13 protein-coding genes and 1 pseudogene are annotated in these 26184 nt (G+C 39.2%); 10 read left to right on the top strand and 4 right to left on the bottom strand.

Features of this window, described 5'->3' with window-relative positions:
* Positions 1 to 136: 136 nt before the first annotated feature.
* From AACU33_RS33400 to AACU33_RS33375, 6 genes are all read left to right on the top strand, one after another.
* Complete coding sequence (locus tag AACU33_RS33400; protein ID WP_096594548.1) at positions 137 to 1363, top strand: glycosyltransferase family 4 protein; 1227 nt, start codon at positions 137 to 139, stop codon at positions 1361 to 1363.
* Entirely contained in the window at positions 1281 to 2222 is a 942-nt protein-coding gene (locus AACU33_RS33395; protein ID WP_096594547.1) for a glycosyltransferase, read from the top strand. The genes AACU33_RS33400 and AACU33_RS33395 overlap by 83 nt, the downstream gene beginning before the upstream one ends.
* Before the next feature lie 226 nt (positions 2223 to 2448).
* Positions 2449 to 3879 (top strand): glucose-6-phosphate isomerase, encoded by a 1431-nt coding sequence (locus AACU33_RS33390; RefSeq protein ID WP_096594546.1) that lies wholly within the window; start codon positions 2449 to 2451, stop codon positions 3877 to 3879.
* 1029 nt (positions 3880 to 4908) lie between these two features.
* Complete coding sequence (locus AACU33_RS33385; protein ID WP_096594545.1) at positions 4909 to 7251, top strand: M10 family metallopeptidase C-terminal domain-containing protein; 2343 nt, start codon at positions 4909 to 4911, stop codon at positions 7249 to 7251.
* 30 nt (positions 7252 to 7281) lie between these two features.
* Positions 7282 to 10788 carry a two-partner secretion domain-containing protein gene (locus AACU33_RS33380; protein ID WP_096594544.1) on the top strand — a complete coding sequence of 1169 codons (3507 nt, stop codon included), beginning with the start codon at positions 7282 to 7284 and terminating at the stop codon, positions 10786 to 10788.
* 113 nt (positions 10789 to 10901) lie between these two features.
* On the top strand, positions 10902 to 13490 hold the full coding sequence (locus AACU33_RS33375) for a CHAT domain-containing protein (protein WP_096594543.1): 2589 nt from the start codon (positions 10902 to 10904) through the stop codon (positions 13488 to 13490).
* Between the two features lie 83 nt (positions 13491 to 13573).
* Here the strand turns inward: AACU33_RS33375 and AACU33_RS33370 are convergent, their stop codons facing one another.
* Positions 13574 to 15265, bottom strand: a complete 1692-nt coding sequence (locus AACU33_RS33370; protein ID WP_096594542.1) for a GMC oxidoreductase — start codon at positions 15263 to 15265, stop codon at positions 13574 to 13576.
* 632 nt (positions 15266 to 15897) lie between these two features.
* Between AACU33_RS33370 and AACU33_RS33365 the strand changes: the two genes are divergently transcribed.
* Complete coding sequence (locus tag AACU33_RS33365; RefSeq protein WP_096594541.1) at positions 15898 to 17013, top strand: glycosyltransferase; 1116 nt, start codon at positions 15898 to 15900, stop codon at positions 17011 to 17013.
* A gap of 214 nt (positions 17014 to 17227) precedes the next feature.
* Here AACU33_RS33365 and AACU33_RS37695 read toward each other — a convergent pair.
* Positions 17228 to 17786, bottom strand: a pseudogene (locus tag AACU33_RS37695) (IS5 family transposase); the annotation flags it as partial.
* A gap of 845 nt (positions 17787 to 18631) precedes the next feature.
* Here AACU33_RS37695 and AACU33_RS33350 point away from each other — a divergent pair.
* On the top strand, positions 18632 to 20305 hold the full coding sequence (locus AACU33_RS33350) for an AIPR family protein (protein WP_096594538.1): 1674 nt from the start codon (positions 18632 to 18634) through the stop codon (positions 20303 to 20305).
* 38 nt (positions 20306 to 20343) lie between these two features.
* Here AACU33_RS33350 and AACU33_RS33345 read toward each other — a convergent pair whose 3' ends face one another.
* Positions 20344 to 20886 carry an ImmA/IrrE family metallo-endopeptidase gene (locus AACU33_RS33345; protein ID WP_096594537.1) on the bottom strand — a complete coding sequence of 181 codons (543 nt, stop codon included), beginning with the start codon at positions 20884 to 20886 and terminating at the stop codon, positions 20344 to 20346.
* Between the two features lie 18 nt (positions 20887 to 20904).
* The gene (locus AACU33_RS33340; RefSeq protein ID WP_096594536.1) at positions 20905 to 21267 is read right to left on the bottom strand and encodes a helix-turn-helix domain-containing protein; all 363 of its coding nucleotides are present in this window, start codon (positions 21265 to 21267) and stop codon (positions 20905 to 20907) included.
* 147 nt (positions 21268 to 21414) lie between these two features.
* On the opposite strand from AACU33_RS33340, the gene AACU33_RS33335 reads away from it, so the two are divergent.
* Entirely contained in the window at positions 21415 to 22566 is a 1152-nt protein-coding gene (locus AACU33_RS33335) for a restriction endonuclease-related protein (protein WP_096594535.1), read from the top strand.
* Positions 22567 to 22570: 4 nt separating this feature from the next.
* On the top strand, positions 22571 to 26182 hold the full coding sequence (locus AACU33_RS33330) for a pPIWI_RE_Z domain-containing protein (RefSeq protein ID WP_096594534.1): 3612 nt from the start codon (positions 22571 to 22573) through the stop codon (positions 26180 to 26182).
* Positions 26183 to 26184 lie beyond the last annotated feature (2 nt).

Genomic DNA, 26184 nt, shown 5'->3' with positions numbered 1-26184 from the left:
AAAATAAGCAGAAATAAACAAATTAATCTAAATAATTTTTCTGTGTTTATCTATATTTATCTGTGGTTCCAAATATCTTTATCTTGGATATTTATTAGAAGCATACTAATTAACTAAATTTTCTAGGAGGTGGTGTGTGAAACTTTGCATTGTTACACACAAAGTTAAAAAAGGTGATGGTCAAGGTCGAGTTAATTATGAGGTTGCCCAAGAAGCAATTCGTCGCGGTCATCACCTCATATTATTAGCAAGCGAAGTAGCACCTGAATTAGTAGAAAATAGCCAAGTTAACTGGATTGAAATTCCCGTACAAAACTTTCCTACAGAATTTATTCGTAATTTCATATTTGCAAAAAAAAGTGCAGATTGGTTAAATAAAAATCGCACCGATATTGATTTAGTCAAAGTCAATGGGGCAATTACCAAGGCTTCAGCAGATGTGAATGCTGTACATTTTGTTCACAGTTCTTGGTTGCGATGTCTAGCGACAAGCCGCTTTGCGTCTACGCCTGTACATATTTCCCGCACTCGTCGCGATACATATGCTTTGTATCAATGGCTATACACTGCTTTGAACGCGCATTGGGAAAAACAGGCTTTCCAAAAAGCGAAAGTAGTCGTCGCCGTATCTGAGAAAGTAGCCCAAGAATTAGTCAATATTGGCGTACCTCGTTCTCGAATTCAGGTAATTGTCAACGGCGTGGATTTAGATGAATTTAGTCCAGGTGTAGGCGATCGCTTAACCTGGAATTTACCAGAAAATGTCCCTCTAGCGCTGTTTGCTGGCGATATTCGCACCACGAGAAAGAACTTAGATACAGTCTTATACGCTTTAACAAAAGTCCCCAATCTACATTTAGCCGTGGTTGGTAAAACCGAGGGTAGCCCCTTTCCTCAATTAGCAGCCTCTTTGGGGTTAAGCGAACGAGTGCATTTTTTAGGCTATCGACGCGATATTGCCGCAATTATGAGGGTTGCAGATTTATTTGTATTTCCTTCCCGTTATGAAGCTTGCACCCTCGTATTATTAGAAGCCCTTGCCTCTGGTTTACCCGTCATTACCGCCACTACTACAGGGGGTGCAGAATTGGTAACACCAGAATGCGGAGTGGTTTTGCCCAATTCCGACGATATTGATGCTTTAGCAACAGCATTGTTGTCTTTAGTAAACGACACTTCTATGTCGCAAATGGGTAAAGCAGCCCGTTCCGTAGCCGAACAACATAGCTGGACTACGATGGCACAAACCTATGTGGATCTATTTGAAGAGTTAATCCAGAATGAAGAACACTGTTCTCATCCCTACCTATCGCCGTCCTCTAGATCTGTCTCGTTGCCTTTTAGCAGTACAGGCGCAAACTAAACCAGCCGATCGAGTCATCGTAGTTGTCCGCGATACAGATACCCAAACATGGGAATTCCTCGCCCAATTCCCAGCCCAAAACCTACCACTGCATATCGTCAAAGTCAGCGTACCTGGTGTAGTCGCAGCCCTCAATGCTGGATTAGCAGTAGTAGAAGGAGATATTGTTTCAATTACAGATGATGATGCAGCGCCTCATCCTAATTGGTTAGAGAAAATCAACGCTCATTTTCTCTCAGATACTTCCATTGGTGGTGTTGGAGGGCGCGATTGGATTCACCAAGGAAACAAGTTATTAGATGACTCTCGGCAGATAGTTGGCAAATTGCAATGGTTTGGACGAGCGATCGGCAACCATCATCTAGGAGTGGGAGAACCTCGTGAAGTCGATATTCTCAAGGGCGTGAATATGAGTTTTCGACATTGTGCGATCGCTCAATTGCGTTTTGACGAAAGAATGCGCGGTACAGGGGCACAAGTACATTTTGAAATGGCATTTACTCTAGCTTTAAAACGCGCTGGTTGGAAGTTAATTTACGATCCGCAAGTCGCAGTCGATCACTATCCAGCACAACGTTTTGATGAAGACCAACGCCATAATTTTAATGAAATTGCCTTGATTAATTTAGTCCATAATGAAACTTTAGTTTTACTAGAATATTTGCCACTTCTTCGCAGTGCGGTCTTTTTAATCTGGGCAATATTAGTAGGTACAAGAGATAGTTTAGGCTTAGTTCAATGGCTCAGACTTTTACCTAGCCAAGGGCAATTAGCAGGTAAAAAATGCTGGGCATCTTTGCGTGGACGTTGGTTAGGTTGGCAAACATATTGGCAATTCAAAATTCAAAATTCGTCTTGAAAAGTTTGCTCAACGGGGGGAACCCCCGCACGCAACTTTTCGCAAAATTCAAAAGTAAATCTCTGGGCTATTGAATAAAAATATTCTCTTCCCTCATATTTCTTCGTGACTTTGTGCCTTTGTGGTACCCTTCGGGAAGCCGCTTCGCGTCTACGTTAAAAAAATATGAATTAGCCTCGCGCAAAGGCGCAAAGAACAATTTTTATAATCCAAAATCTAAAATTGAATGACTTCTAAACAGATACTCTTCAATAGTGTTTTACAAGAAAACTTCTCTCCTGAAGATCGAGCCGCGCAGGCTTGGATGGTAATCGGGGGATTCATACTACTAACAGTAGTTTGCTATTTTTCTGGTGCAGCTTCTATGTTGCGCCTAATTTTTCCAGCAACAGCTTTACTAGTAGGTTTATTTCTCTATTTACGCCATCCAATTCTCTACATCGGCTTTACCTGGTGGATGTGGTTTCTCACACCCCTAGTTTCTCGCTTGATAGACTACCGAGTCGGCTGGGACGCAACTCGTCAGATACTAATCGCACCCTATTTAGTAGTGTTTGTAACTATAGGAACCTTTTTACGCTACCTTCCTAGTAGCATACGCCAAGGAGGCTTACCCTTTCTTTTAGGCTTTATTGGGGTGTTTTATGGTTTTCTTATTGGTCTAATTCATAACTCGCCTGTTCCTGTAGCACGCGGTCTTTTAGATTGGCTTAGTCCAATTATTTTTGCCTTTCATTTATTTACTAATTGGCGAGATTATCCTAGTTATCGCAATCATATTCAGCGCACATTTATGTGGTGTGTATTGCTTCTAGGCGCTTATGGTGTATATCAATTTGTGGTTGCTCCAGAGTGGGATAGATACTGGCTTATACAGTCAAAAATGTTTGGTAGTTCTGGAGATCCTGTACCGTTTGGGATGCGTGTATGGAGTACTTTGCACTCAGTCGGGCCTTTTGGTTCTGTGATGCAAGCAGGTCTATTATTATTATTTACCAGAACTGGATTCTTAATTCTTCCTGCTTCAGTGGTTGGTTATTTATCATTTTTATTAGCACAAACTCGGACTAATTGGGGTGGTTGGCTATTAGGTGTAATTATAATTTTTGGTTCAGTCAAATCTAAAATTCAAATGCGCTTAATTACTATTATTTTGGTAATGGCACTTTGTATTGTACCCTTAATAACTATTGAGCCAATTTCTAAGGTTGTAGCCACACGTTTTGAAACCTTTTCTAATCTAGAAGAAGATAATAGCTTTAGAGATAGATCGGGAAGCTACGATCGCAACCTGAGTATTGCCCTTTCTAATGGGCTAGGTAATGGTTTAGGTAATATTTGGAAGGTAAATGAAAAGACCGGACAAATTGAAGTATTTGTGATTGATAGTGGCGTTTTAGATATGTTCTTCACCTTGGGCTGGTTTGGTGCTATTCCTTATTTAGGCGGATTAATTTTGTTAATTATTAATGTCAGTAAATATGCTGAAGGTCGTTTTGATAGTTTTGTTAGTGCTTCCCGTGCGATTGGCATTAGTGCTTGTGCGCAACTAATTATTAGTAGCGGGATGCTGAGTGTTGCAGGCATGATTCTTTGGGGATTTTTTGCTATGGCTATGGCCGCACACAAATATTATCAACAACAAGGAATGAAGTAATATTTGTGATTCGTCATGGAACTGGATGCGCTGCTGTGTGGTATCAGCTTGAAGTCTCTAATGCTAAGTCTTGATTAGTGAGACTGGCGACATTATTACCCTCTATATCAACTTTCAACTGAGAATTTGTCTGGTAGAAGTTATCAACAGTCAAAATTCAAGAATCTAAAAAAACAGTGGAATCTTGACTTTTGACTCTCATCTATGTTGCTTCAACTAAATATCTAGATTTATCAGCGCGTATCAGCGGTTAGTTATTCTTATGTAAACCTTGTTGAGTTATAGCAGTCGCTTCTGTTTATTGGGACTGCGGTTACTTAGTAGTGATTTCCTAATTATAAAGATTTCAATAAGAACATATTTTTTCTGTCTGCGAAATAAAATAAAAGATTGAGTAAATCGGCAAAATTAATTTTACACTTGAGCCTTACTGGATAAGCCTCTAAGGTATTTTCGAGCTAACTATAGTTTGTATACATACTTGTGCTGCAAAGACTAACTACTTAACTATTTATTTATAGAGCATCTTATTAGACAGTCTCTTTAAAGATATTACTTAGATTTTTATAATTTCATTACATTATGCTTTAATAACTAAAAAGCATATTTTTTTGGGTGCGTAGTATGAATGCAACACTTCATAGAAAGCCTTGTATCTATCAAAAACTTTTATGATTTCTATGCGATCACTTCCCAGAAATTTTTGGCGAGATATCGCTAGAGTTTTTAGAAAGTCATTTAAAAAGCAATGTTACTAACATTCAACTAAGCAGATATTTGCCTACTATTATGGCAATATCGTTTGATCCCAATCAAAACTCTTTTTGCTGACACGAAATAAAACCAAACTTAAGATTTTCAACCCAAGTATGCAAAGCAGAACCAACCTCAAATTGTAGGTAAATTTTACCTGTTTAAATACAATAATGTTGGTTTATCGATCGAGGGTGAAGGCTATCGTTCTAAGCTTTTTACCATTTTCATGCTTCAGGCTGGTAGATATTGACGCTGACTCATTCAAATTTTCTTATGACTAATCAAAGTTCTAAATTCTCTGATTCATCTCATCGTTTTAAAAAGTTTGATTCTTCACCAAAAGATAGGCATAAAGGCAAATGTAAACCTCCCCAAGCAGATTTATCACTTAGTCAAACAATATCTAATACTTCCTTGTTGGAAGGCGATCGCGCTACTTTTACGCTGACATTGAAGAATAGCGGTTCAGCTAATGCAACAGGAGTTAAAATCAAAGATTTATTGCCTTCTGGTTTTGAGTTTGTCAGTGCTGAACCTAGTGTGGGCAGGTATGACAGTAAAACTGGAATTTGGAAGGTTGATTGTATTACATCAGGATGTAACGCAACCCTAACTCTTACGGGTATAGTTTTGAAAGCAGCTAGTGCTTCTGCTTACACGAATATTGCAGAAATTATTGCTGCCGATCAAAAAGATCCGGATTCAGTTGTCAATAATCACAACCCTCATGAAGATGATTACACAAGTGCGCTTGCACCTGTTGTTAATTTGGCTTTAGATACAAAATTTACCCTTGTTAATCAACAGCCATTCAGTAATGTTAAACGAGCTATTGATAACAACAATGATGGCAAAGCAGATCAGTTTATTGCGCTTCCTGGAGATGAAGTAACTTTTACAATTACTGTCACCAATAATGGTTTTAGTAATGCAAAAGGCGTAAAAATTGTTGATGACTTGAGACAAAAATTGCCTATTGGTTTAGATTTTGTTAGCTTTTCTAATCTTGATGGCGGTAGGAGCGTTGACACAGATAATAACGCCCAAACAGTTGAGGTTTTATTTGACAAAATTGCCCCAGGTGCATCAAAAACTATTACCGTCAATGCTAAAGTTAGTACCGAATACATTACACCTATTAATTTGACGGGTAGGTTAGGAACAATCGATCCTGATACAGGCGATATAAATAAAGCCCTGCCAGAATATTATGAAACTCCTTTTGATGGAACATTTTTTCTCAATTACAATGTTCAAAAAGATGTGAGTCAAGACAGGGTAAATTTTGGGTTTTTAAATATTCAACATAATGCTGAAATTGTTGCTGTCAACGGCAAAGAACTCAACTCTGGTGCAATTGCAGCCAGTAGTAGGTTAGATGTATCTACTTATAAACTTCAGGGAACGTTAAATAACGGACAGCCGTTCCAAGTTTATTCTGTTGAAAATCTCAATAATCCCAACAATTCTGAAGCCTCATTTTTCTTTAATCCCGACCCTGATTCTGGTTCTATAAGCCTCGGCTATCCCTACTTCAATCAATCAGAATTCTTACCAAATGGTGATACTGGTATTGCTGGATTTACAGCGACGTGGGTTAAAAGTGACGATCCCGAATATTTGGCTGATTTAGCAGTTTGGACTAATTTAGGATCTGATGGAAATTTAGCCAATATTGCAGATGAAACAGCAGTAATCAACACACTTGCGGCTTTTGTTGAAGATGGCGTTTATAGTCGTGACCGTTATACTAACGGCTTATTTTCTTTCAATAATGGGAATCAGACAGAAGACCTCACATTTGAAGTCGGTCAATTTTCTCCAGGGCTGAAAAATTTTGTGAATCTTTCGGTGACGGATACAGGTGTAACGTTAACTGATAGTAATAACAAATCTCAGAATTCATCCTTTAGCAATTTACAAGCTGCATTTAATTCTTTTAATTTTAGCGTTCCGACTGGAGTCAACATTAACATTCAAGATTCTAATCAAGATGCTAAAATCTATGCTCGATTGCAAGAATTAGGCGGCTATAAAAATAATTGGTTAGTTTCTAGCATTACGATTGATAGTAATGTCCAAGAGGTGACTTTTTCATCTGGTAAAAATGCGGCTAACTATGATTTTTCTTTTCAAAATCTGATTGTTCCCAACACAGTTCCAGACTTTACTTTGCGTGGTAGCGATCGCGCAAGCAACAAAATTATTGGCACTCGTTTTGATGATGTAATTAAAGGCGGAAATTGTGCTGATACTCTGTCTGGATTTGATGGTAATGATACGATTTGTGGCGGTTGCGGCAATGATTTAATTACAGGTGGTAAAGGCAATGATTGCTTAACTGGTGGCGAAGGAAAGGATCGGTTCGTCTTTGGCGCTAACTTTGGTAACGACACTATTAGCGATTTTTGTCGATATCAAGACAAAATTGACCTTAGCCAATTGGGTCTAACAAAAGGCGTTTTGGACAGTAACAAAGATGGTGTTATTAATGCAAAGGATCGGCTCGCTTCGCTAAACAATTGCAATCTAACTTTAGATTTGTCTTCTTTAAATGGTGGTAGCATCACTTTGACAGGAGTCACTGCGGTCAATATAGCTGATTTTATTTTTTAACTCGATTTTCCACAGTGAAATAACTAACAGATGGTGCACTACAAGTTAATCAATATTTTGGCAAGCGGTGGAGCGATCGCCTATACGCTAGGCTTAACTACAGGTGTATTCGCCCAAATTACCCCTGACAATACTTTAGGCTCTGAACGCTCGGTTATCACCCCGAACGTTCAAAAGCAAGGCGATCTCATAGACCGCATAGATGGTGGGGCGATTCGCGGTAGTAATCTATTCCACAGTTTCCAAGATTTCAACGTCGGGGATCGGCAAAGAGTCTATTTTGCCAATCCCTCTGGTATAGACAATATATTAGGACGAGTTACAGGAAATCAAGCCTCTCAGATTTTTGGGACGTTGGGGGTTTTAGGTAGTGCCAACCTATATTTGATTAATCCTAACGGGATTATTTTCGGACAAAATGCACGGCTAGATATTTCAGGTTCGTTTTTCGCCAGCACCAGCAACAGCCTGTTATGGGAGAACGGTGAAAAATTCAGTACTCAAAACCCCAAAGCGCCACCCCTGCTAAGGATTAACCAGCCTCCAGGGTTAGATAGTTGGTTGGAACCCGAAAGTAATATCGCTAACTCTGGTAACTTATCTGTAGGGCAAGACTTGACTTTAGTTGCTCAAAATCTCGACTTACAAGGACAATTACAAGCAGGTCGTAATTTAACTTTGCAAGCTAGCGATACTGCCAAAATTCGAGATAGCTTTAATCAACCTTTTATCGCTGCTGCTGGCAAACAACTATTAATTCAAGGTAATAAAATAGATATTTTTGCTTTGAATAATCCGACCAGTGGCTTCTTTGCGGGTGAAAATATGCTGTTGCGTTCAGCCAATTCTATTGGTGGGAACGCGCAATTTTTTAGTAATGGGAATTTTCGCCTCGAACAAATGAATGGTAATGGCGGAAATTTATCAAGTGTTGATGACCCAATTATTCGGGCGAGTGGAGATGTCACTTTTAATAGTTATACCGGAGCCTCGATTCATATTTTTGCAGGTGGTAGCGTCACAATAGACAATTTAACTATTACTAGCCCCGATCCGACTAATTTTATTAATGAAAATGTTACCCTTGCTGATGGTGTAACGCAAGTTCCAATTAATGGTAGCGTCAAACCTACTGTTGATATTAGAGCTGGAACAACTGCTTTCAACCCACCAGGAATTAGTGGAGATATCGATGTTATTTCTCCTCCTAATAATGGCAATCCTAGCAATGCTAATATCACCATCAATCAAATTATTAATCAGGGAGGGTTGATTTTTTTAACCAATCAATATCAACCTAATCCTGCTTTATCGGGTGATATTACAGTTAAATCTTTGCTAGGAACCTTTGCTGGTGCTGACGGTGGTGGTGATATTGTAATTGACTCACGCGGAAAAATTACTACCCCCAACTTTGTTGATGCTTCGGGAGTTGATTTTTCTAATTTCTCCTTTTCCAACCCCGGTGGAAATATTACATTGCTAGCTAAAGATAATATTTTCATGCCAGCTGGGTCGAAAATTTTATCCTACGGTTCATCTGGGGGAAACATTACTTTTAAGAGTCAATCAGCGATTATTCAAGAAACAGCGCCTCTAGGAAATTCTTTTATTGAAAGTGCTGCCTATGGTTCCGCCCAAGGTGGTGATGTGACGTTAAATGCACCGTTAATTTCTTTAAGTAATTATGTGCAAAGTAATTTGCGTACAGGCGCAACAGGCCCGGGTGGAAAGCTAATTATTACCGCTAAATCTTTAGAAGCAAATCAAGCGGAATTATCAAATATTACTCGCGGTGGTAATGCTGGTAATGTCATCGTTAATGCTGAGACAATTTCTTTAAATAACTCCAGATTAGGAAGCCAAACCTTAAGCAATAGTGGGGGTAAGGCTGGCGATGTCGAGATTAATACGAAAAACTTTGTCGCCACCAATGGCGGTCAGGTATTTTCGCAAACAGAAGGTGTAGGTAATGCTGGTAATATTACAGTGAATGCTGCGGATGCGATCGCCCTCACAGGAACCTCTGATATTGGGGCTTTCAGTGGTTTTAGTAGCATTGTCTTTCCTAACGCTGAAGGCAATGGTGGCATCATTAAAATTAAAACTGGCTCTCTATCTCTACAACAAGGAGGGCAAATTCGAGCCACTACCGTAGGGCGTGGGAATGCAGGCAGAATTGAGATCGACGCAGCAAAATCCATTTCAATAGATGGGGCAATTTTACTTCCGAACCCAAATCTTCCTCAGCCAGTAGCGATCCCTAGCGGCATTATTAGTGAAGTTTTACCAGGTTCTCAAGGCCAAGGTAATGTAATTGACATCAAAACAAGTCAACTTTCGGTTAAAAATGGTGCTGGTATTAGTGCTAGTACGATTGCCCCAGGTGATGCAGGTAATATTTTTATCGATGCTAGCGAATCAGTTGCTTTCGATGGTAATCCTGGCGAACCTTTTAAGCCTAGTGGTGCTTTTGTCGCCGCCTTAGAGGGTGCAACCGGAAAAAGCGGAACGCTACAAATTACTACACCATTTTTATCTATCACTAATGGCGCGCAGTTAGAAGCATTGACTGAAGGTGCAGGAGATGCAGGCAATATAATAGTTAAAGTCAAGGATAGAGTTTTTCTCTCAGGTAAAAATACAGGTTTATTTTCCAATACAACTTTGGGTTCTACTGGTAATGCTGGCAATATCTTCATCGATCCCGAACTTGTGGAAATTAGAGATGGTGCAGCTATTGCAGTTGATAGCCAAGGTGCTGGAATAGGTGGCAATATCGAGATTCAAGCCAACAAATTAACCCTTGACAATCAAGCTTTAATTTCTGCGGAAACAGCCAGCACCAATGGCGGGAATCTTGCCCTGAATGTACCAGATTTTTTATTGTTACGCCGTGGAAGTCGCATATCTACAACGGCGGGAAATGCTGGTGCAGGTGGTGATGGTGGCAACATTAAAATCAACACCAATTTTATTGTTGCTGTACCCGAAGAAAATAGCGATATTACAGCCAACGCTTTCTTCGGTCGTGGTGGTAATGTTGATATTACAACCACAGGTCTTTTTGGTATCGGATCTCAACAGCAAAATACCTCTGGAAGCGATATTACAGCTAGTTCTCAGTTTGGTGTTGCGGGAACTGTAGCGATTAATAACCCAGAGGCGAATCGCAGTACAACATTGCTGACATTACCAGAAAAACCAAACGATCCGCGCAATAGAGTAATTGCTAGTTGTAGTGCAACTGAAGGTAATTCATTCGTCATCACTGGTAGGGGTGGATTACCAGCAGATCCCACCGCAACTATTCGCAGTCAAACTCTATTGTCTGATATGCGAGATTTTACAACTACACAAAATCGCAATCAAGCAACTAATTTTTTGCCGCAAACAAGACAGTTAATTGTGGCTGCAAACGATTGGATAATTAATGCCAAAGGAGAAGTAGAATTGGTGGCATCTGTACCGCAAGAAATAAATAAATATCCGAATTGTCACAGTTTATCAAATTATAAAAAAACACACCTATCGTAGGGTTTAGCAATGCTAAGTCCCTAAAGTAAAGGTCTGAAAACTACGATTAATTTGTACAGTGTGTCATTTCTCAAAAAAACAAAAATAACAAATTGAAAATTTATATAAAACCAATGTGGCGATATTTTTGGTTAATTATCAAAAGAAATATCCGGCTTGTAATGCTTTTTTTAGCAAGCTTAATGTTGACTCTACTATTAGTCAATAAAGGTATTCCGGCTATAGCAATTCCATCAGGATTCCCAGAACAGCCGCAGATAGCTCAAGAATTATCTAATACTTCAGATTTATTACGGCAGGGAAAGAATTACTATCAAAATGGTCAATATACAGCAGCAGCTGAAATATGGGAAAATGCTTTAAAATCTTATCAAGAGCAAAAAGAAATTATTAGTCAAATTCAAGTACTGAATTACTTATCATCCGTATATAAAGATTTAGGGAAAACGCAACAATCACAAAGTACAATTACAGAAAGTATAAATTTATTAAAGGGCTTTAAAAAAACAGATAATCAAACTAACTTATTATTAGCTCAAGCCCTGAATACTCAAGGCACAATTCAACTACTGCAAGGACAAACAGAAACTGCTATAGATACTTGGAAACAAGCAGCAGAAATATACGATCGCACTGGAGATAAAACAGGCAAACTCATCAGTCAAATCAATCAGGCTCAGGGTTTGCAGACTCTAGGACAATATCGTCGGGCGAAAACTCTGTTAGAAGAACTGGTTGCAGAACTGCAAAATCAACCTGATAACCTGCTGAAAGCCCAAGGATTTAAAAGTTTAGGAGTAGCGCTACAAACTATTGGAGATTTGCAGAAAGCAAATGCAGTTTTAGAGAAAAGTTTGGTAATTAGTAAACAGTTGAACTCTCCAGCTGATGTGAGCGCAGTTTTGTTTAGTCTGGCTAATGTCGCTAAAGATTTAAAAAAATATGATGTCGCTTTAATAAACTACGAAGAAGCGATTAATTTATCTCCAGAATCACGAACTAAATTATCATCTCAGTTAAATCAGTTCAGCTTGTTAGTAAAACTGCAAAGATGGGAAGCTGCACAAGCATTAATTCCAGCAATTGAAACTAACATCGACTCGCTTCCGCCTAGCCGTCCTCTAATTTATGGCAGGATAAATTTTGCTGAAAGTTTGATGGCCGTCAAGCGTGCAAAAGAAAACTCTGATGCTACTAAAACTGCTCAATTATTAGCAAGAGCCATCGAACAAGCTAGAGAAATCAAAGATCCCAGAGCAGAGGCTTATTCTTTGCAACAGTTAGGTAAACTGTATCAACAAAACGGCCAGTTAATAGATGCCCAAAAACTGACAATACAGGCACAAAAAATCGCCCAAGAAATTGATGCAGCTGATTTAGTGGCTCGGACTGCGGCACAATCGGGCACAATTGCTCAAGAAAAAGGAGATATCAAAAGTGCGATCGCAGCTTATGAGATTGCGTTTAACTACTTACAATCTCTACGCAGCGATCTAATTGCCATTAATCCCGATGTTCAGTTTGATTTTAGAGAAAGTATTGAACCAATCTATCGAGATTATGTCAGCTTGTTGTTACAAGAAGGCGACGATCAAAGCAATCTCAAACAAGCGCGTCAAGTAATAGAAGCTTTACAACTAGCAGAATTAGATAACTATTTTAAGGATGCTTGTGTAGATAGCCGTCCTGTATCTATCGAGCAAATCGATGTGAAAGCAGCTGTTATCTATCCGATTATTCTCAGCGATCGCCTGGAAGTTATTCTTTCTATTCCCAATCAACCCCTACACCACTACAGCACCCAACTGTCAAAAAAGCAAGTTGAAAATACTCTCAAACACCTTTATTCTTATATGTCCCGTGGTTATATCCGCGAAGAGAGTTTTCGACTGTCTCAAAAAGTCTATAAATGGCTAATTGCACCTGCGGAAGAGAAACTTAACAGCAGTCAGGTGAAAACTTTAGTATTTGTCCTAGATGGTTTCTTACGCAACTTGCCAATGGCAGCGCTGCACGATGGCGATCGCTATGTGATAGAAAAATATAATGTGGCTCTCAGTCCAGGTTTACAGCTATTTCCCCAAGGACTAGAACGCAAAAAACTAGGCGTGTTAGCGGCTGGACTGATAGAAGCACGCCAAGGCTTCAGTTCTCTACCTGCTGTAAAAGATGAAATTCAAGAAGTCACAGCGAATATTCAAGCAAAAGTATTGCTCGATCAAAAATTTACTCGCGATAGCTTGAGAAAAGCCCTGGAAACTCAACCATTCCCCATAGTTCACTTAGCCACTCACGGACAATTTAGCTCTAATCCAGAAGATACTTTCTTACTGACATGGAGCGATCGCATTTCTTTTCTAGATTTCGATCGATTATTTCAAAAAAGAAGGCTGGGAATTCTAGAACCGATTGAACTATTAGTGATGAGTGCCTGCCAAACAGCAGCAGGTGATAATCGCGCTACTTTAGGGTTAGCTGGGTTTGCTTTGCGTTCTGGAGCCAAAAGTACTATTGCTAGCCTGTGGTCAGTCAACGACGAATCAACCTCCAACTTAATGAAAGAATTTTATCAGCAGTTGAATAATCCTCAACTAAGTAAAGCTGAAGCATTACGACAGGCGCAACTCAAAATTATGGCAAATCCTGCATACCAACATCCCTATTTTTGGGCTGCTTTTGTGTTGGTAGGTAATTGGTTGTGATCTCAAGTTTGGATAATCCACTGATTATTCAAAACTCTCCACTTCTCCGCATACTTGCGTCAGCATTAACACCAGTCCTGTTCTCACTCACCAAACAGATTGTTTTGCGAAACTATCGCTATCGGCTTCGATGCCATAACTGTTTTCACGTGGTCTGCCAGTCTAATTGCCAAAGCGACAATAGTGAGTGTGGGATTAGCATAGCCTCCTGTCGGAAAAACAGAGCTACTGGCTATGAAAAGATTGGTAATGCCGTGGACTTGGCAATTACGATCTACAACACCCTGCTTCGGGTCGTCATGCATACGTGTTGTTCCCATGTGATGATGTGTGCCAGGATGAATTAATTTTGGGAGATTTCCATCTCGTTCAACTTGTAACTGACCGATTCCCGCACTAGCAATCTCTTTTTGCAGGATATCTTGGGTTCGCTGAATGTTTTGGATGTCAATATCGTTCCAACGCCAGTTTAACTTTACTTGTTGACGACCGAGGCGATCGCGATTAGCACTCAGCGTTATTCGGTTATCTGGGTCGGGTATTTGTTCAGTTTGATGAAGGGCTGCAAACTCAGAAAATCTACTTTCATAACCTCGAATATACGACCAACCACCCCAAGCAAGACTGGGAATAAAAGGTTGTTGCTTGGTTATTGCCCCATAAGCAGCAGGCAAAATATAGTCTAATCCGGTAATAAAACTTTTTAAGTGTTTGACAACATCTTGACGTGCTTCTGAATTGTGCAACAACGAAAGCAGTGTTTTTAACGAATTAACAGCTTGTAACTGATATGGTTTGGGGATGGGAAATAGCAATGTACTATTATTTAGTATTTTTTCGCGGCGCATGATTTCTTCACTTAGGGTGAGTTTGCCCATTACTGGTACGTTATTTACCCGCCGCAAATCGTATAAAGCAGTACGCTTAAACAGATCTGGATTAGTAGGAATCAATTTACCACAGCTAACTAGAGGATGATCCATAAAGAACCTACCTACTAGATCGTTTTGATTGCCTAAACCAGCTGTTTGCCCCTTATTTGATAGCAATAATAAACGCGCAGTTTCAATACCACCCGCAGCTAAAATTACAACTTTTGCACGAACCCAAAATTCGTTACCTGATAAACAAGCTACTCGTAAGCGGGTTACAGTTTTAGCTGTTTCATCTGTCTCTATCTCCATTAAATTAGCGTTGAGATAGGTAGTAATATTTCTAGCCTGATTAAGTTCTTCACGGTACTCATGGGTAAACACAGCACGCGGCCCAAACTGAAACATACTAGTGGTTACATTACTGCTCAAAGGTAGTTGAGGAGTTTGAGCATCTTCCCAAGTGTTAGCATCATAAGCAAAAGCTCCTAGTTTACATACTACTTGGGCGCGTTTGTAGAAAGGATCGAGGTGAGATTTCTCAAAAGGCCAGCCACTGTATGGTAGCCAGTCCCGTTTCTCAAAATCTATCTCGTCTAAAGGTACGTACCTAACACCAATTTGATTGTCACCCAATCGAATTTTCCAAGAGTTTGCTGTCCCACCAAACTGCAAACGACGTTGTTCGTCTAGCGTCCCAAAAAGATTCCCTACACTTTCACCTTGAGCAAGCGATTGAGTATGTTTATCAAAATCAATACCACCACTTTCTAAAAGACAAACCCGAAAGTCTGCAAAGGCTAATTCACGTGCCAAAGTTATACCAGCTGGCCCAGCACCAACGATACAAACTTCTGTTTCAATAGTTTCATTGATCGGGAGTGTGCGTGCGTCTATTAACATTAACTAGTTATAGCCATTCTAAATTTTTATTGAAAAAGGAATTTTGATAAATATTTTCTTTTTTTCCTTATTTCAATCAAAATGAATATGGCACAACTCAAATAAAAATGCCACATATAAACAATGATTTTTTTGTCTTGTTAGACTTATTCATTAGTGTATTTTGAAAGAAAAAGTATGTGGTTAAATATTTTACATATATATGGTTACAACTATAACAAAATCTCTATAAGAGTTTTCTGAAAGTATAAAATTAGCCATATTTTACAGTTTGGTAGCTGCAAATTAAGTAGATATAAAAATAAGAATTTCTTATTTAACTTACCTACAGTTGTTCATAGAATATTTACATAACAAATATTTTTATTTACTTTTTCTTGATAAAATTACTCATAAATCATATTTAAATTATGTACAGAGAAAAATAAGTAATGAATCAATTTTTCTCTATGCAATGTAGAAAATTTCAACAAAAAACAAATTGTTCTCAAGCAATCTTATTGAGATTCTGAAGAAGACCGATCTGCGGGTAGAATTTTTGGCTTTCAAGTTGTTCAGATTTCTATAGGAATGCTTTAACAATTTCGGTTGGATCTAATATTCATTTGCTTTCTTACCAGAGGACTACAGATATGTCCGTAATTAATGCACTTGCTAATCAATATTATCTATATATCAAACGAGGACAAAAACCAATTCCTTGGAATATATATGATACTCATCCACCAATTGAATTTGGTTTAACTACTTACTTTGGTAAGGTATTTCAAGCTATAGAGAAAAGTTGTCAGCTAAGTGGTTTAGTATTTTATGTAACCTGGGACGAAATCGATCAACTCCCATCATACGGGCCAAACGTTGTTGTGTTTGTATTAGGAGATGAGTGGTATCGTATACCAAAATATACTCACAAGGTTAGGGCAGTCTTTAAATGTATAGGCACGCGCCCGATTCTTGGATGCAATCCTCTTCTTAAGCCTTCTTTACTCAATTTACTGGCACTAATTCAATTCATCAGAATCTTAGTTGTCGGATTACCTGGCTTCGTGAATTATCACTGGCATAAATTCAAAAGCTTACTATCAGGTAAAGGCACAATCACTCCCATCTACGATATTCCTTTGGGATATAGCAACTCGAAAGATATACCAATTAAAGATATTGAAGAACGTCTCTACGATACTTATTTTTCTGGCAGCGTAGTACATATACCATATCCTTTATGGTCTTTCAAGCGCTGGTTGGGAACGCCAAAAACCCTAGCTCGAAAACTCATGATATCGAGTATTAATCAGTTCAAGAAAAAAAATCCAGATTTTAAAGTCGAATTATCAATCACTGGTGGTTTTCGCAATAGAACTGTTGAAGATGAGCGCAGTTATTGCGAAATTATGATGGATACAAAAATCTGTCTAGTTCCTAGAGGTACATCTTTTGAAACAACTCGTTTTTTTGAGGCGATGAAATATGGATGTATTGTGGTGACTGAAGCTTTGCCTTCACGTTGGTATTTAAATGGCTCACCTGTAATTCAAATAGAGGATTGGCAAGATTTGGAGAAGATATTAAAAAAGCTGCTAGAAAATCAGCAACTCATGCGAGAAATGCACCAACAATCTTTAAATTGGTGGAAGAATCAATGTTCAGAAGCCATTGTTGGAGAGTACATAGTTGAAAAACTTTATAGAAACATCACTGTTTCCACAAAATACAAAGCAGGTGTGTCTATGTCTTTGACTCCACCCTAATCTAGAAGTTGGGAATTAGCTATCAATTTTTATTCTTCTTCACCTGCTCATGGGTGTAGGTTTTTTATAAAAAGGTGATTTAGGAATTTCAAACACAGAAATAAGTTTTTTCTTCTTTGTCTGCTTTGTCCTTTTTCTAACGTTGTTGTAAAAAACCTACTCTTAGAACTGATTCGTAAACAAAAGCTTAAGATGCCATTCGCTTTAGCATCATTTGAATCACCTCAACTCGAACCTTTTCTCCACAAACTTGCTTGACAGCTTGAGCAAAGTTTTCGCCCGAATAACCTTGATCTACCCAAATAACTTCCAATTTAGACAATTCTTCAACAGCTTCATCTAGCACGACCACAGCCCCTAAATGCTCTCTTGGATTTGCTTCAGTAACTAAAACACCAATCAACAATCCTTGTGAATCTACAACGATATGGCGCTTACGCCCTTTAACCTTTTTACCACCATCAAAGCCGTAGACCTCCCACGCCAGTTGCTTCAAGTCGGCGAAGCCGCCCAACGCACTGGCTCCTTTTTTTCCGTAGTCTTTACTGACTGAGAATCAGCGGTAAGCGAAGCCATGCCGTTAGGCTTATCGCTACTGTAGACTGTTCATTTCGTCCTAAATCTTGTCGTAGTTGATGGCGTACTTGATCGTGAATTTGCTGTCAAATGCCTTTGCGCTGCCATTTTTGAAAGTAGCCATACACGGTTGTATATGGAGGCAGGTCATGAGGTAGCATTTCCCACTGACATCCAGTCCGTTGCACGTAGAAAATGGCATTGAGAATACTTCTACAGGATGCCCAAATCCTTTCGGTGTCGGTAAACGTTAACGAAAGTAGCGAGATCGCAAGGGCAGTAGCATAAATTAGTTGGTGGACTTGGTAGTGAGGATGCGATCGCATAACATTTTGCCACAGCAAAACTTCTCAACTGAAGCTTGAACTGATTGAAGTATCCCAAACCTTTACCAGTAAAGAGTTTGCATCATTGTTTAATCGTTTTATTTGAGTTTTTTTGCTGAAAGCCAAGTAGACTATAGAACCCATTTGGGATCTATTCGTTAGCTAGAAATTTGAGCATCAGTCTGATGAAACGAAGGTTGAGCTTTACCTCTTAAACTGCCTCACTGCCTCACTATTAACTTAAACTTGTTATGACTGCTTAGGGAGGTTACTTTAAATGATTCAAATTTAAATAAATTGGTTGAAAAGCTCACAGGATGGGGCTTAGAAAAATTGTATAACTTTTTTATTTATGAATATGACGAAGACTTAGAGAATTGTACAACTTTATTTTTTGAGAGTAGGTAGATATTAACGGAAATATAAGCTATACAAGGACTAAAACTGTATAAATTTATTATATTTCGACAGTTAGTGATAGAATAGCTTCTCATTGATTATATATGAATTGCAGGAGCTATTTTTTATGAGTAAATATTTCATTAAATTGTATAATAGGCCACGTTTTAATGCGAGATTTACAGAAAAGTTAAAATTTTCTGTTTAATGCGATCGCGGAAACTTGAATGTATATTTTTATAACTTATTTATCCTATCAACCAGCCTGTAAAAATTTGATCCGATAATATCTAAAATCAATTAAATCTACCAAAATTATGAGTGAAATCCATCTACGCCAAATCAAGTCTTACCTCCAAAGAACATTTAATGGTTTGATTGACGTGTCAGATTATCAAAACAAATCTGAAGCAGACAGAGAGTTGATTTTCTTAACAAGAAGTCTAGCTGCATTTACATTGATGGTAATAGCAGATATTTCTCCTCAAGAAGCATCAAAATCAATAGTTGATGGTGGACAGGATAATGGAATAGATTCTATTTATTTTGATAGAAGAGAAAAAGTAATGTATATATTACAATCCAAGTGGAGACAGGACAGTAAAGGAAGTATTAAAGCAGATGAGGTGATGAAATTTACTAGAGGTTTTAAAGATTTGGTTAATGCTAAATATGATAGATTTAACTCAAAATTTAATAATAAAACTAAAGATATTGAAGAGGCATTAAACGATGCTGGAACAAGGTTTGAAATCATTCTTGTATATTCAGGTCAAACTCCCTTAGCAGATGAGCCTCAAAGAGAACTTGATGATTTATTAGAGGAGATGAACGATCCAATAGATATTGTTAGTAAGAAAATTATTAACCAGTCAAGTATATATAGCATAATATCCCAAGGAGCATCAGGCAACCCGATAAATTTAGATGTGTGTCTTTTTGATTGGGGTCAAACTAAAGAACCTTATCAATCATATTATGGTCAAGTTTCTGCAAGAGAAGTAGCAGATTGGTGGTCTAAACATTCTCCTAAATTATTCGCTTCAAATATTAGGCTTTTTGTTAAGGATAGTGAAGTAAATGAAGGTATTATCAATACAGTAAAAAAAGAACCAGAGAAATTTTGGTATTATAATAATGGCATAACAGTTTTGTGTTCTAGTATTGGGAAAAAAACACTTGGTGGCAGTGGAAGAGACACAGGTATATTTGAATGTAAAGATGTCAAAATAGTCAATGGTGCTCAGACTGTTGGTTCAATAGCAAAAGCATATCAAATTTCTCCTGAGCAGGTTGAAAAAGCAAGAGTTCTTATTCGTTTTATATCTTTAGAAAACTGTCCTGAAGAATTCGCTACAGAAATTACTAGATTCAACAATACTCAGAACAGAATTGATCGTCGCGAATTTGTAGCTCTTGATCCTGAACAAGAAAGAATCAAAAATGAACTTCAATTAGAAGGAATTATTTACACTTATAAAACTGGTGAATCAATTCCAGACGGACAGAAAGGTTTTGATTTAAACGAAGCTACAATTAGTCGCGCCTGCAAACAAAGTGAAGTTTCTTTCGCCACGAGAGTCAAAGATAAAATTAGTGCTTTGTGGGAGAACATAGAGAAAGCTCCTTACAAAACTCTATTTAATAGATCAGTCAATGGCTCTGATCTTTGGAAATTAGTTCAAATATTGAGAATAGTAGATCATAAATTGTCAGAAGAGCAAAAACAAAGAGATGGAAGAGAAAGATTATTTGCAATTCATAGTAATCGTCTCGTCTTACACTTAGTTTACAAAGCTTTACCAAATAGTATCTTTAACATATCATCTGATTTAACCGCAGTACAAATTAATGAAATTCAAGCTCTAACTTCAAAGTTTTTAGAAAGAATTATTAGTGAAACTAGCAACCTATACCCTAACTCTTATCCAGCTAATACCTTTAGAAATGTAACAAAATGCCAAGAAATTGTAGCAAAGATTTTAAGTTGAAGTAAGTTTTAAAAGTCTCAAAACTTTTTATAAAACTTTCACCTAATATTTACGCCTGTAACGTTGCTACGGAATCGTACCATTTCCTCACTTGCATTAAAATGTAGTGCTATTTCTGTCTGTGTCATTTGACGCTGAACAGCCCAAAGTAAACCCCGCCGAGGAATCTGAAGACAACTACCTAAATAAGTAGCTTCATCTTCATCGCTCTGTCGGCGCAAAGGAAGCCCAGTATTTGGATCGAAGCGGACAATTTTATGTCTTAATAACAGGTGTCCAAACTCATGCATCAGGTTCGACTCACGCCGCGCGGGTGTATGGCGTGGATTATGGACAATCCAGAGTGGGCTTTGATTAATAATTCCTGCTGACCATTGGTCGTTATCGAGCAATACCTCTACTACACAAGGATCTAAGTTGGGAATTTCTTCAGGTGTCAAAATTTTGGCATTTAGTTGAACCGCCAGCATATCTGCTGGTAATGGGTCAAATGCCCGTAAGTTTAATAAACTACGTTGCTCAGTGGCAATCCCTTCACACTTTTGCCTAAAATCAGTTGGTAGTGTCTCTGTTAGTGCCATATTCTTGCAATCTGGCTTTTAATTGTCGCTTTGTTGAGCATTATCCCGATACGCTGCTTTGACTAATTCTGCCAGTGCATTGGCTACTGCTGGATCGAGTTTTTTCGATGCTCGCAATTGAATTTCTATTGTGTCTAATGTATTTAAGCCGGAGGAAGCTTCGGATTCTTCTGTTTTCTTAAATAGTTCAGATGGTAACACTTGTAGCCAATTGCAAAGTAGTAAAAAGGTTTCCATATCAGGCATTTTGCCATTTTCTACCCGTGAGAGTGTAGCAGAACTAATATTACCTATTTCTTTAGCTGTATCTCGCAAACCCTTGCTCCCTCGCTTCGTTTTCACCATTGCGCCTAATAAAGCTGTGTCTAAGTTGTATCCCATCGGTTTTTGTTTCTTTTATGAAACGCTTTGCTTTATTGTATCACTAAGCTATAGTTATTATGTATTCTTTGTATATATACGATTAACAGTGTTTCATTTAAGATACGAAATCCATCCAAAGCCGATTTTATACAAAGGAGGTACTCCTTGGATAATAGCGAAATCATCTTATTTGATTTCTTGGTTGTTGGGTTAGCAGAGTTTTTCCGCCTAGATACTCAATATCAAATCCCTAAATACCCGTACCCTGATTTTTTACAGCGTGCCTGCAACACTCTGGCATTGAAGATGACAGGTATTCCTTATCCACGTACTTTAGAAGGTCTTTTTACTCTTTTAGAAAAACCCTTGCAAACATGGTATCCATTGGATATACCGAAAGAGTTTGACTCAGAATATGGCTTTATATACGATAAAGCTCTAAGTGAAGAAGCAAGTCAATATTTCTACGAACAGTTGGTAAAACGAGGGCAACTGCCTGAGTTTGCTTCTGTGAAAATACAGCAAATTGCGCTGGAAAACTTTCTATTTCAGAGGTTGCTGGAGAAACTGCAAGCAGCCAATGAAAAGGATGCTGAACGCGCTCTGCAAGAATATGTTTTGCTGCGGCGATTCTTAATTGAGAATCCTTATACTACTTTAGAGAGCCTACGCAAGACCTTTTCTAAGACACGTTACATATCTATTAATGATGTTGGCGAACTATACGAAGACTGTAAGGAAAATGAATCTTATTGGTGCTGCGATCGCTGCGGCCCTTTAATTAAAAAACATGGGCATTTAGGTGGCATTAAGCCTAGCGTCTGCAACGACCATCGGAAAAACTTGTCCCATGTCCGGCGTATTTATTGGAAGCAAGGTCTGCGTCGTTTGAGATTTGGTATTCATTGGCGTGTCTGTTTGCCTGGAATCCCAGAAATACGTCTGTTCGAGGCTTTAAAAAAGCTGCATCAACAACAGCCAGAATATCTTTGTGAAGTTCAACTTTGGCCTGGTATTGACCGTTACGACTTGCAACTACGTTTTGGTGACGGTTATGTGTGGGCTGTAGATGTCAAAGACTACCGAAATCCTTATGATTTGGCTTTGCAACTGAAGCCGATATTTGGTGAAGGCGATTTGCACTACGACGAAAGTTTTTATGTTATTCCTAACCGTCGCTTACATCAACGCCAAGATTACATTGAGATCTTGCGTGAAGAAGCAACAGGATTGCCAAAAAGCACCCATCTTTTCAGCGATACGGCTTTTGAAGAACGAGTCAGCACCAAGATAATGCACCTGAGTAAAGGGAAATAGCATTATGAGTCAAATGACATTATTTGAGACTCCTGTTATTTTTACAGAACGTATCAAAGAATTGAAAGATAACTCTGAGCTAAATCGAGAGCAAGCCCAATTATTACTTCAGGTAGAACTTGGCTTTGCCTTGATAGAGTGTTTAGGAATCGATGATGAACCAGTCACAGCAGTTTGGGCAATACTCAGTGGTATGCCTTTGCGACATCCACGTTTACAAAACTTAGATGAAAGTCAGAGGCGTGCAGTTGCTAACGCTCGGCAAATTATCCCATTTTCTGCACGTTTCGCCTGGTTGAACGCATTACGTTTTTATATCCGCAATATTCCGCAAAACTGGCGTAATTATGATTTTAATATCCAGGATTTAGATTCTCAGATTATTCATGCGGCGAAATGTCTGCGCCATCAAGTCCACCAAAATTTATATGAAAACTGTCTGAGTGCTGATTTGGAGTTTCGCCAACGCAGGGCTGAACCAGTAAAGGCAGGAGTTCCCTACCAATTCCAGGCGAAGACGGAAAAAGAAACAGTCACAATGCAAGTACAGTTCACACCAGAACATTTAAGTCCTGCACGACAACAACCTTGGTTTCCTACACCAGGCGATCGCAACCCTTTTTCAGTGCGAATTTCAGATTTAGAGCCAGATGCAGAGTTTCTCGATCGCCGCGAACAGTTACTAGCACGCCGATATGGATGGCATGAAACACAAAAGGGACATTGGGTAAGCCGCTTTCGCAAAATCAACTTTCACAAAATTCAGGAAGACGGGACGCTGAGTGAGCCAAATACACAACCACTGGAGTTAGATGGTTTTGTACATATTGCGGGACAGGTTGCTTCTGGAAAGTCTACGAAGTCAACTTTGCTTGCTGTTAATGTTGTGCGAAATCACCCCGATCGCCGCATCACTTTGGTTGTCAGTGATGTACAGTCAGCAATTCGGTTAGCAAATCAAATTAATTGGTGGTTCTGTAACGATCCAGAAAACGATGAGCCAGTTGCAGTACCGTTATTAGGACGCACTAAACGAGACGCACACCTGAAAAGCTTCTATGCCTCGAAAGACTTTCAGGAACACTGGCAACGCGGACAACCACATTGGGGCGATCGCTTTTTGGGAACAGCTTGTGCTTTGCAAGGACTCCTACAAGCTAGCGACATCTTCGACCGTTTGCATGGTAAGCCACTCATACCTGGAAATGAGCCATGTCACGCTTTGAAAAAAGCACCAGAAAGCGAAAGCCAGCGTAAAAAACAAAACAATAACCCTGGCATATCCTACTTATGTCCGTTTTTTGCTACTTGCCCATCACAGCAAGTCTATCGTGATATGCCAAATGCCCGTGTTTGGATTACAACTCCAGGCGCAATGGCAATGGCTGGTTTACCACGTCATCTAGAATTACGTCCCATCAAGATAGGGGAACTCGTTTATCTACATTCCGATATTGTTGTGTTTGATGAAATAGACACAGTTATTAAGTGGTTTGATGACGTATATGCTGAAGAAGTTTTACTGACCAATGGTGGTGTTTTTGATGACATTGGGGTACAAACTGAAGATTACATGAGATTCAACCGTGTCACCCCACCATTGATGCAGCGATGGACAACCGCAGAACGTCATGTACAAAGTGTAGTTACAGCAACTTTAACCCTATTAGATAAGCGTTTAGGACACGAGTTTTTACGTAAATGGATAGAACGTGGCTACTTTACACCTAATTCTCTCCTATATAAATTTGCTCGTCGTCTAGCTGGACTTGAAGAATTAGATCATCCTGATGTCACTGAGCAAGAAATTAAAGCTAATAATAGACGCGTACAGCAGATAATGCGATATTTTGACGCATTAGTTGATGATGACCCTTTACTTGGACAACCTCGACCAAATTCTAAAGTTCAGAGACTAGCACTTTTGATTCAACAGATTAATAGTATTGGTGAAAGTGCCACTGATGATAGTATTTATCGTGCTTGCAAAGCCTGGATAGTTGATTTTTTCCCCAAAACAGGAAAAAGGTTAGCAAGACTGCGAGAACAACTAGAAAAACGTCAAAACAATTCACAGCAGACAGCCAAGAAAAAACGGCGAAAGTCCTCAAAACAGGAGGAAGAATTAGATCCAGTAGACACGCTGGAAACCCTAGCTTATCGTTTACAGTTTGCCCTAACCATCACCCTTTTAGATCGGCACACCCGCATTGTTTTTTATGAATGGCATCATCGACCACCCACTTTAGATGACGAGCCTCCGCATCGTCGTATGCCAACAGCAATGTTAAATATTTTACCTCTACCGCCAACAGGAAGGCAGTTTGGTACTTACTATTCCCGCAAGGATGACAATCACAACCAATCTGAGAATAGCAGCGAAAATGCTTTATCTATATTTGCCTATACCAACATTGGTCGTTACTATGTTTTGAACTTTCATCGCTTGCTGACAGACTTGGATGGTCAACGCGGCCCCAACGTCTTGGCACTATCAGGAACATCTTATCTAAGAGATTCCACTCAGTTTCATGTGGGCAATCCACAAGGTATTTTAATGCCGGAGGCGAGTGCCACAGAAGCAATAGCCCAAAGCCGCTTCAAGTTTTTACCTCAATCGAACCGCAAAGATGAACCTATCCGTATTTCTGGGACACCAGAACGCCAAAAGATGGGAATGTTCAAAGAAATGGCACAAGCATTAGTTGGTAACAACGGTAGTGGCGATTTAGGACAGGAGCTTGAGGAATTGAAACAGCTTGGCCAAAGTAATCCAGATTTTTGGGAGGATAGGGAACGCATACTATTACTCGTCAACTCCTACGATCAGGCGCGATGGGTAGCAGAGGAAATCCGTCAATGTTGTTGGGGTATGCGCGAGCAAGTCTACCATTTACAGCGCGATCGCACAGAAACTTTGACTGAGGATGACATCAACTATCAATCAAGGATGGAAGTTGGTGCGCTTAACCGTGCTGACATCGAAACTTTTGCACTGACTGGCGGTAAAATCCTCGCTGCACCAATAAGTGCAATGGGGCGCGGATTCAACATTTTGAATGCCAATGGTAAAGCGGCTTTCGGTGCGGTTTACTTTCTCACCCGTCCCTATCCTCATCCTCATGATACTCAAGCCATCGCTCAAGAAATCAACCGTCGTGCTTTGGATTGGGTAGAAGATGCGAATTTCGTGGCTTGGGAAAAAGACGGAATTTTAGGGCGTGCGGAAGCTGTGCGCCAATTGGCTGCACGTTACTGGCGATCGGTAGAACATCGTTCTTACTACAAAACACTTTATAAAATTGAAGAATTACGCGCTTTTCCGCGTCAAGATTTAGCTGCGACTACCGCTGGCATAATCATTCAAGCCGTAGGTCGCCTTTTACGTGGAGGTGTTCCTTTTCACGCTTACTTTGTTGATGCTGCTTGGGCACCAAACTATGCCAAAGAGCAACAGCTTGATACACCACGTACCAGCCTATTAGCAGCAATCATCGATTTGCTTTGTGATTATGTTAATGAAGATGTGATAAGTCAAGCTTTATACCAATCAATAGCAGATGTTTTGGTTGATATTGATGGGTTTAACTGGGAAATAGACGCAAGAGATAGATAAAG

It is taken from the genome of Calothrix sp. NIES-2098 (assembly GCF_963875125.1).
In the GTDB taxonomy this organism is placed as follows: domain Bacteria; phylum Cyanobacteriota; class Cyanobacteriia; order Cyanobacteriales; family Nostocaceae; genus Aulosira.
Note: the sequence above shows the minus strand (reverse complement) of the source record. Positions and strands in the feature narration are given on the sequence as shown.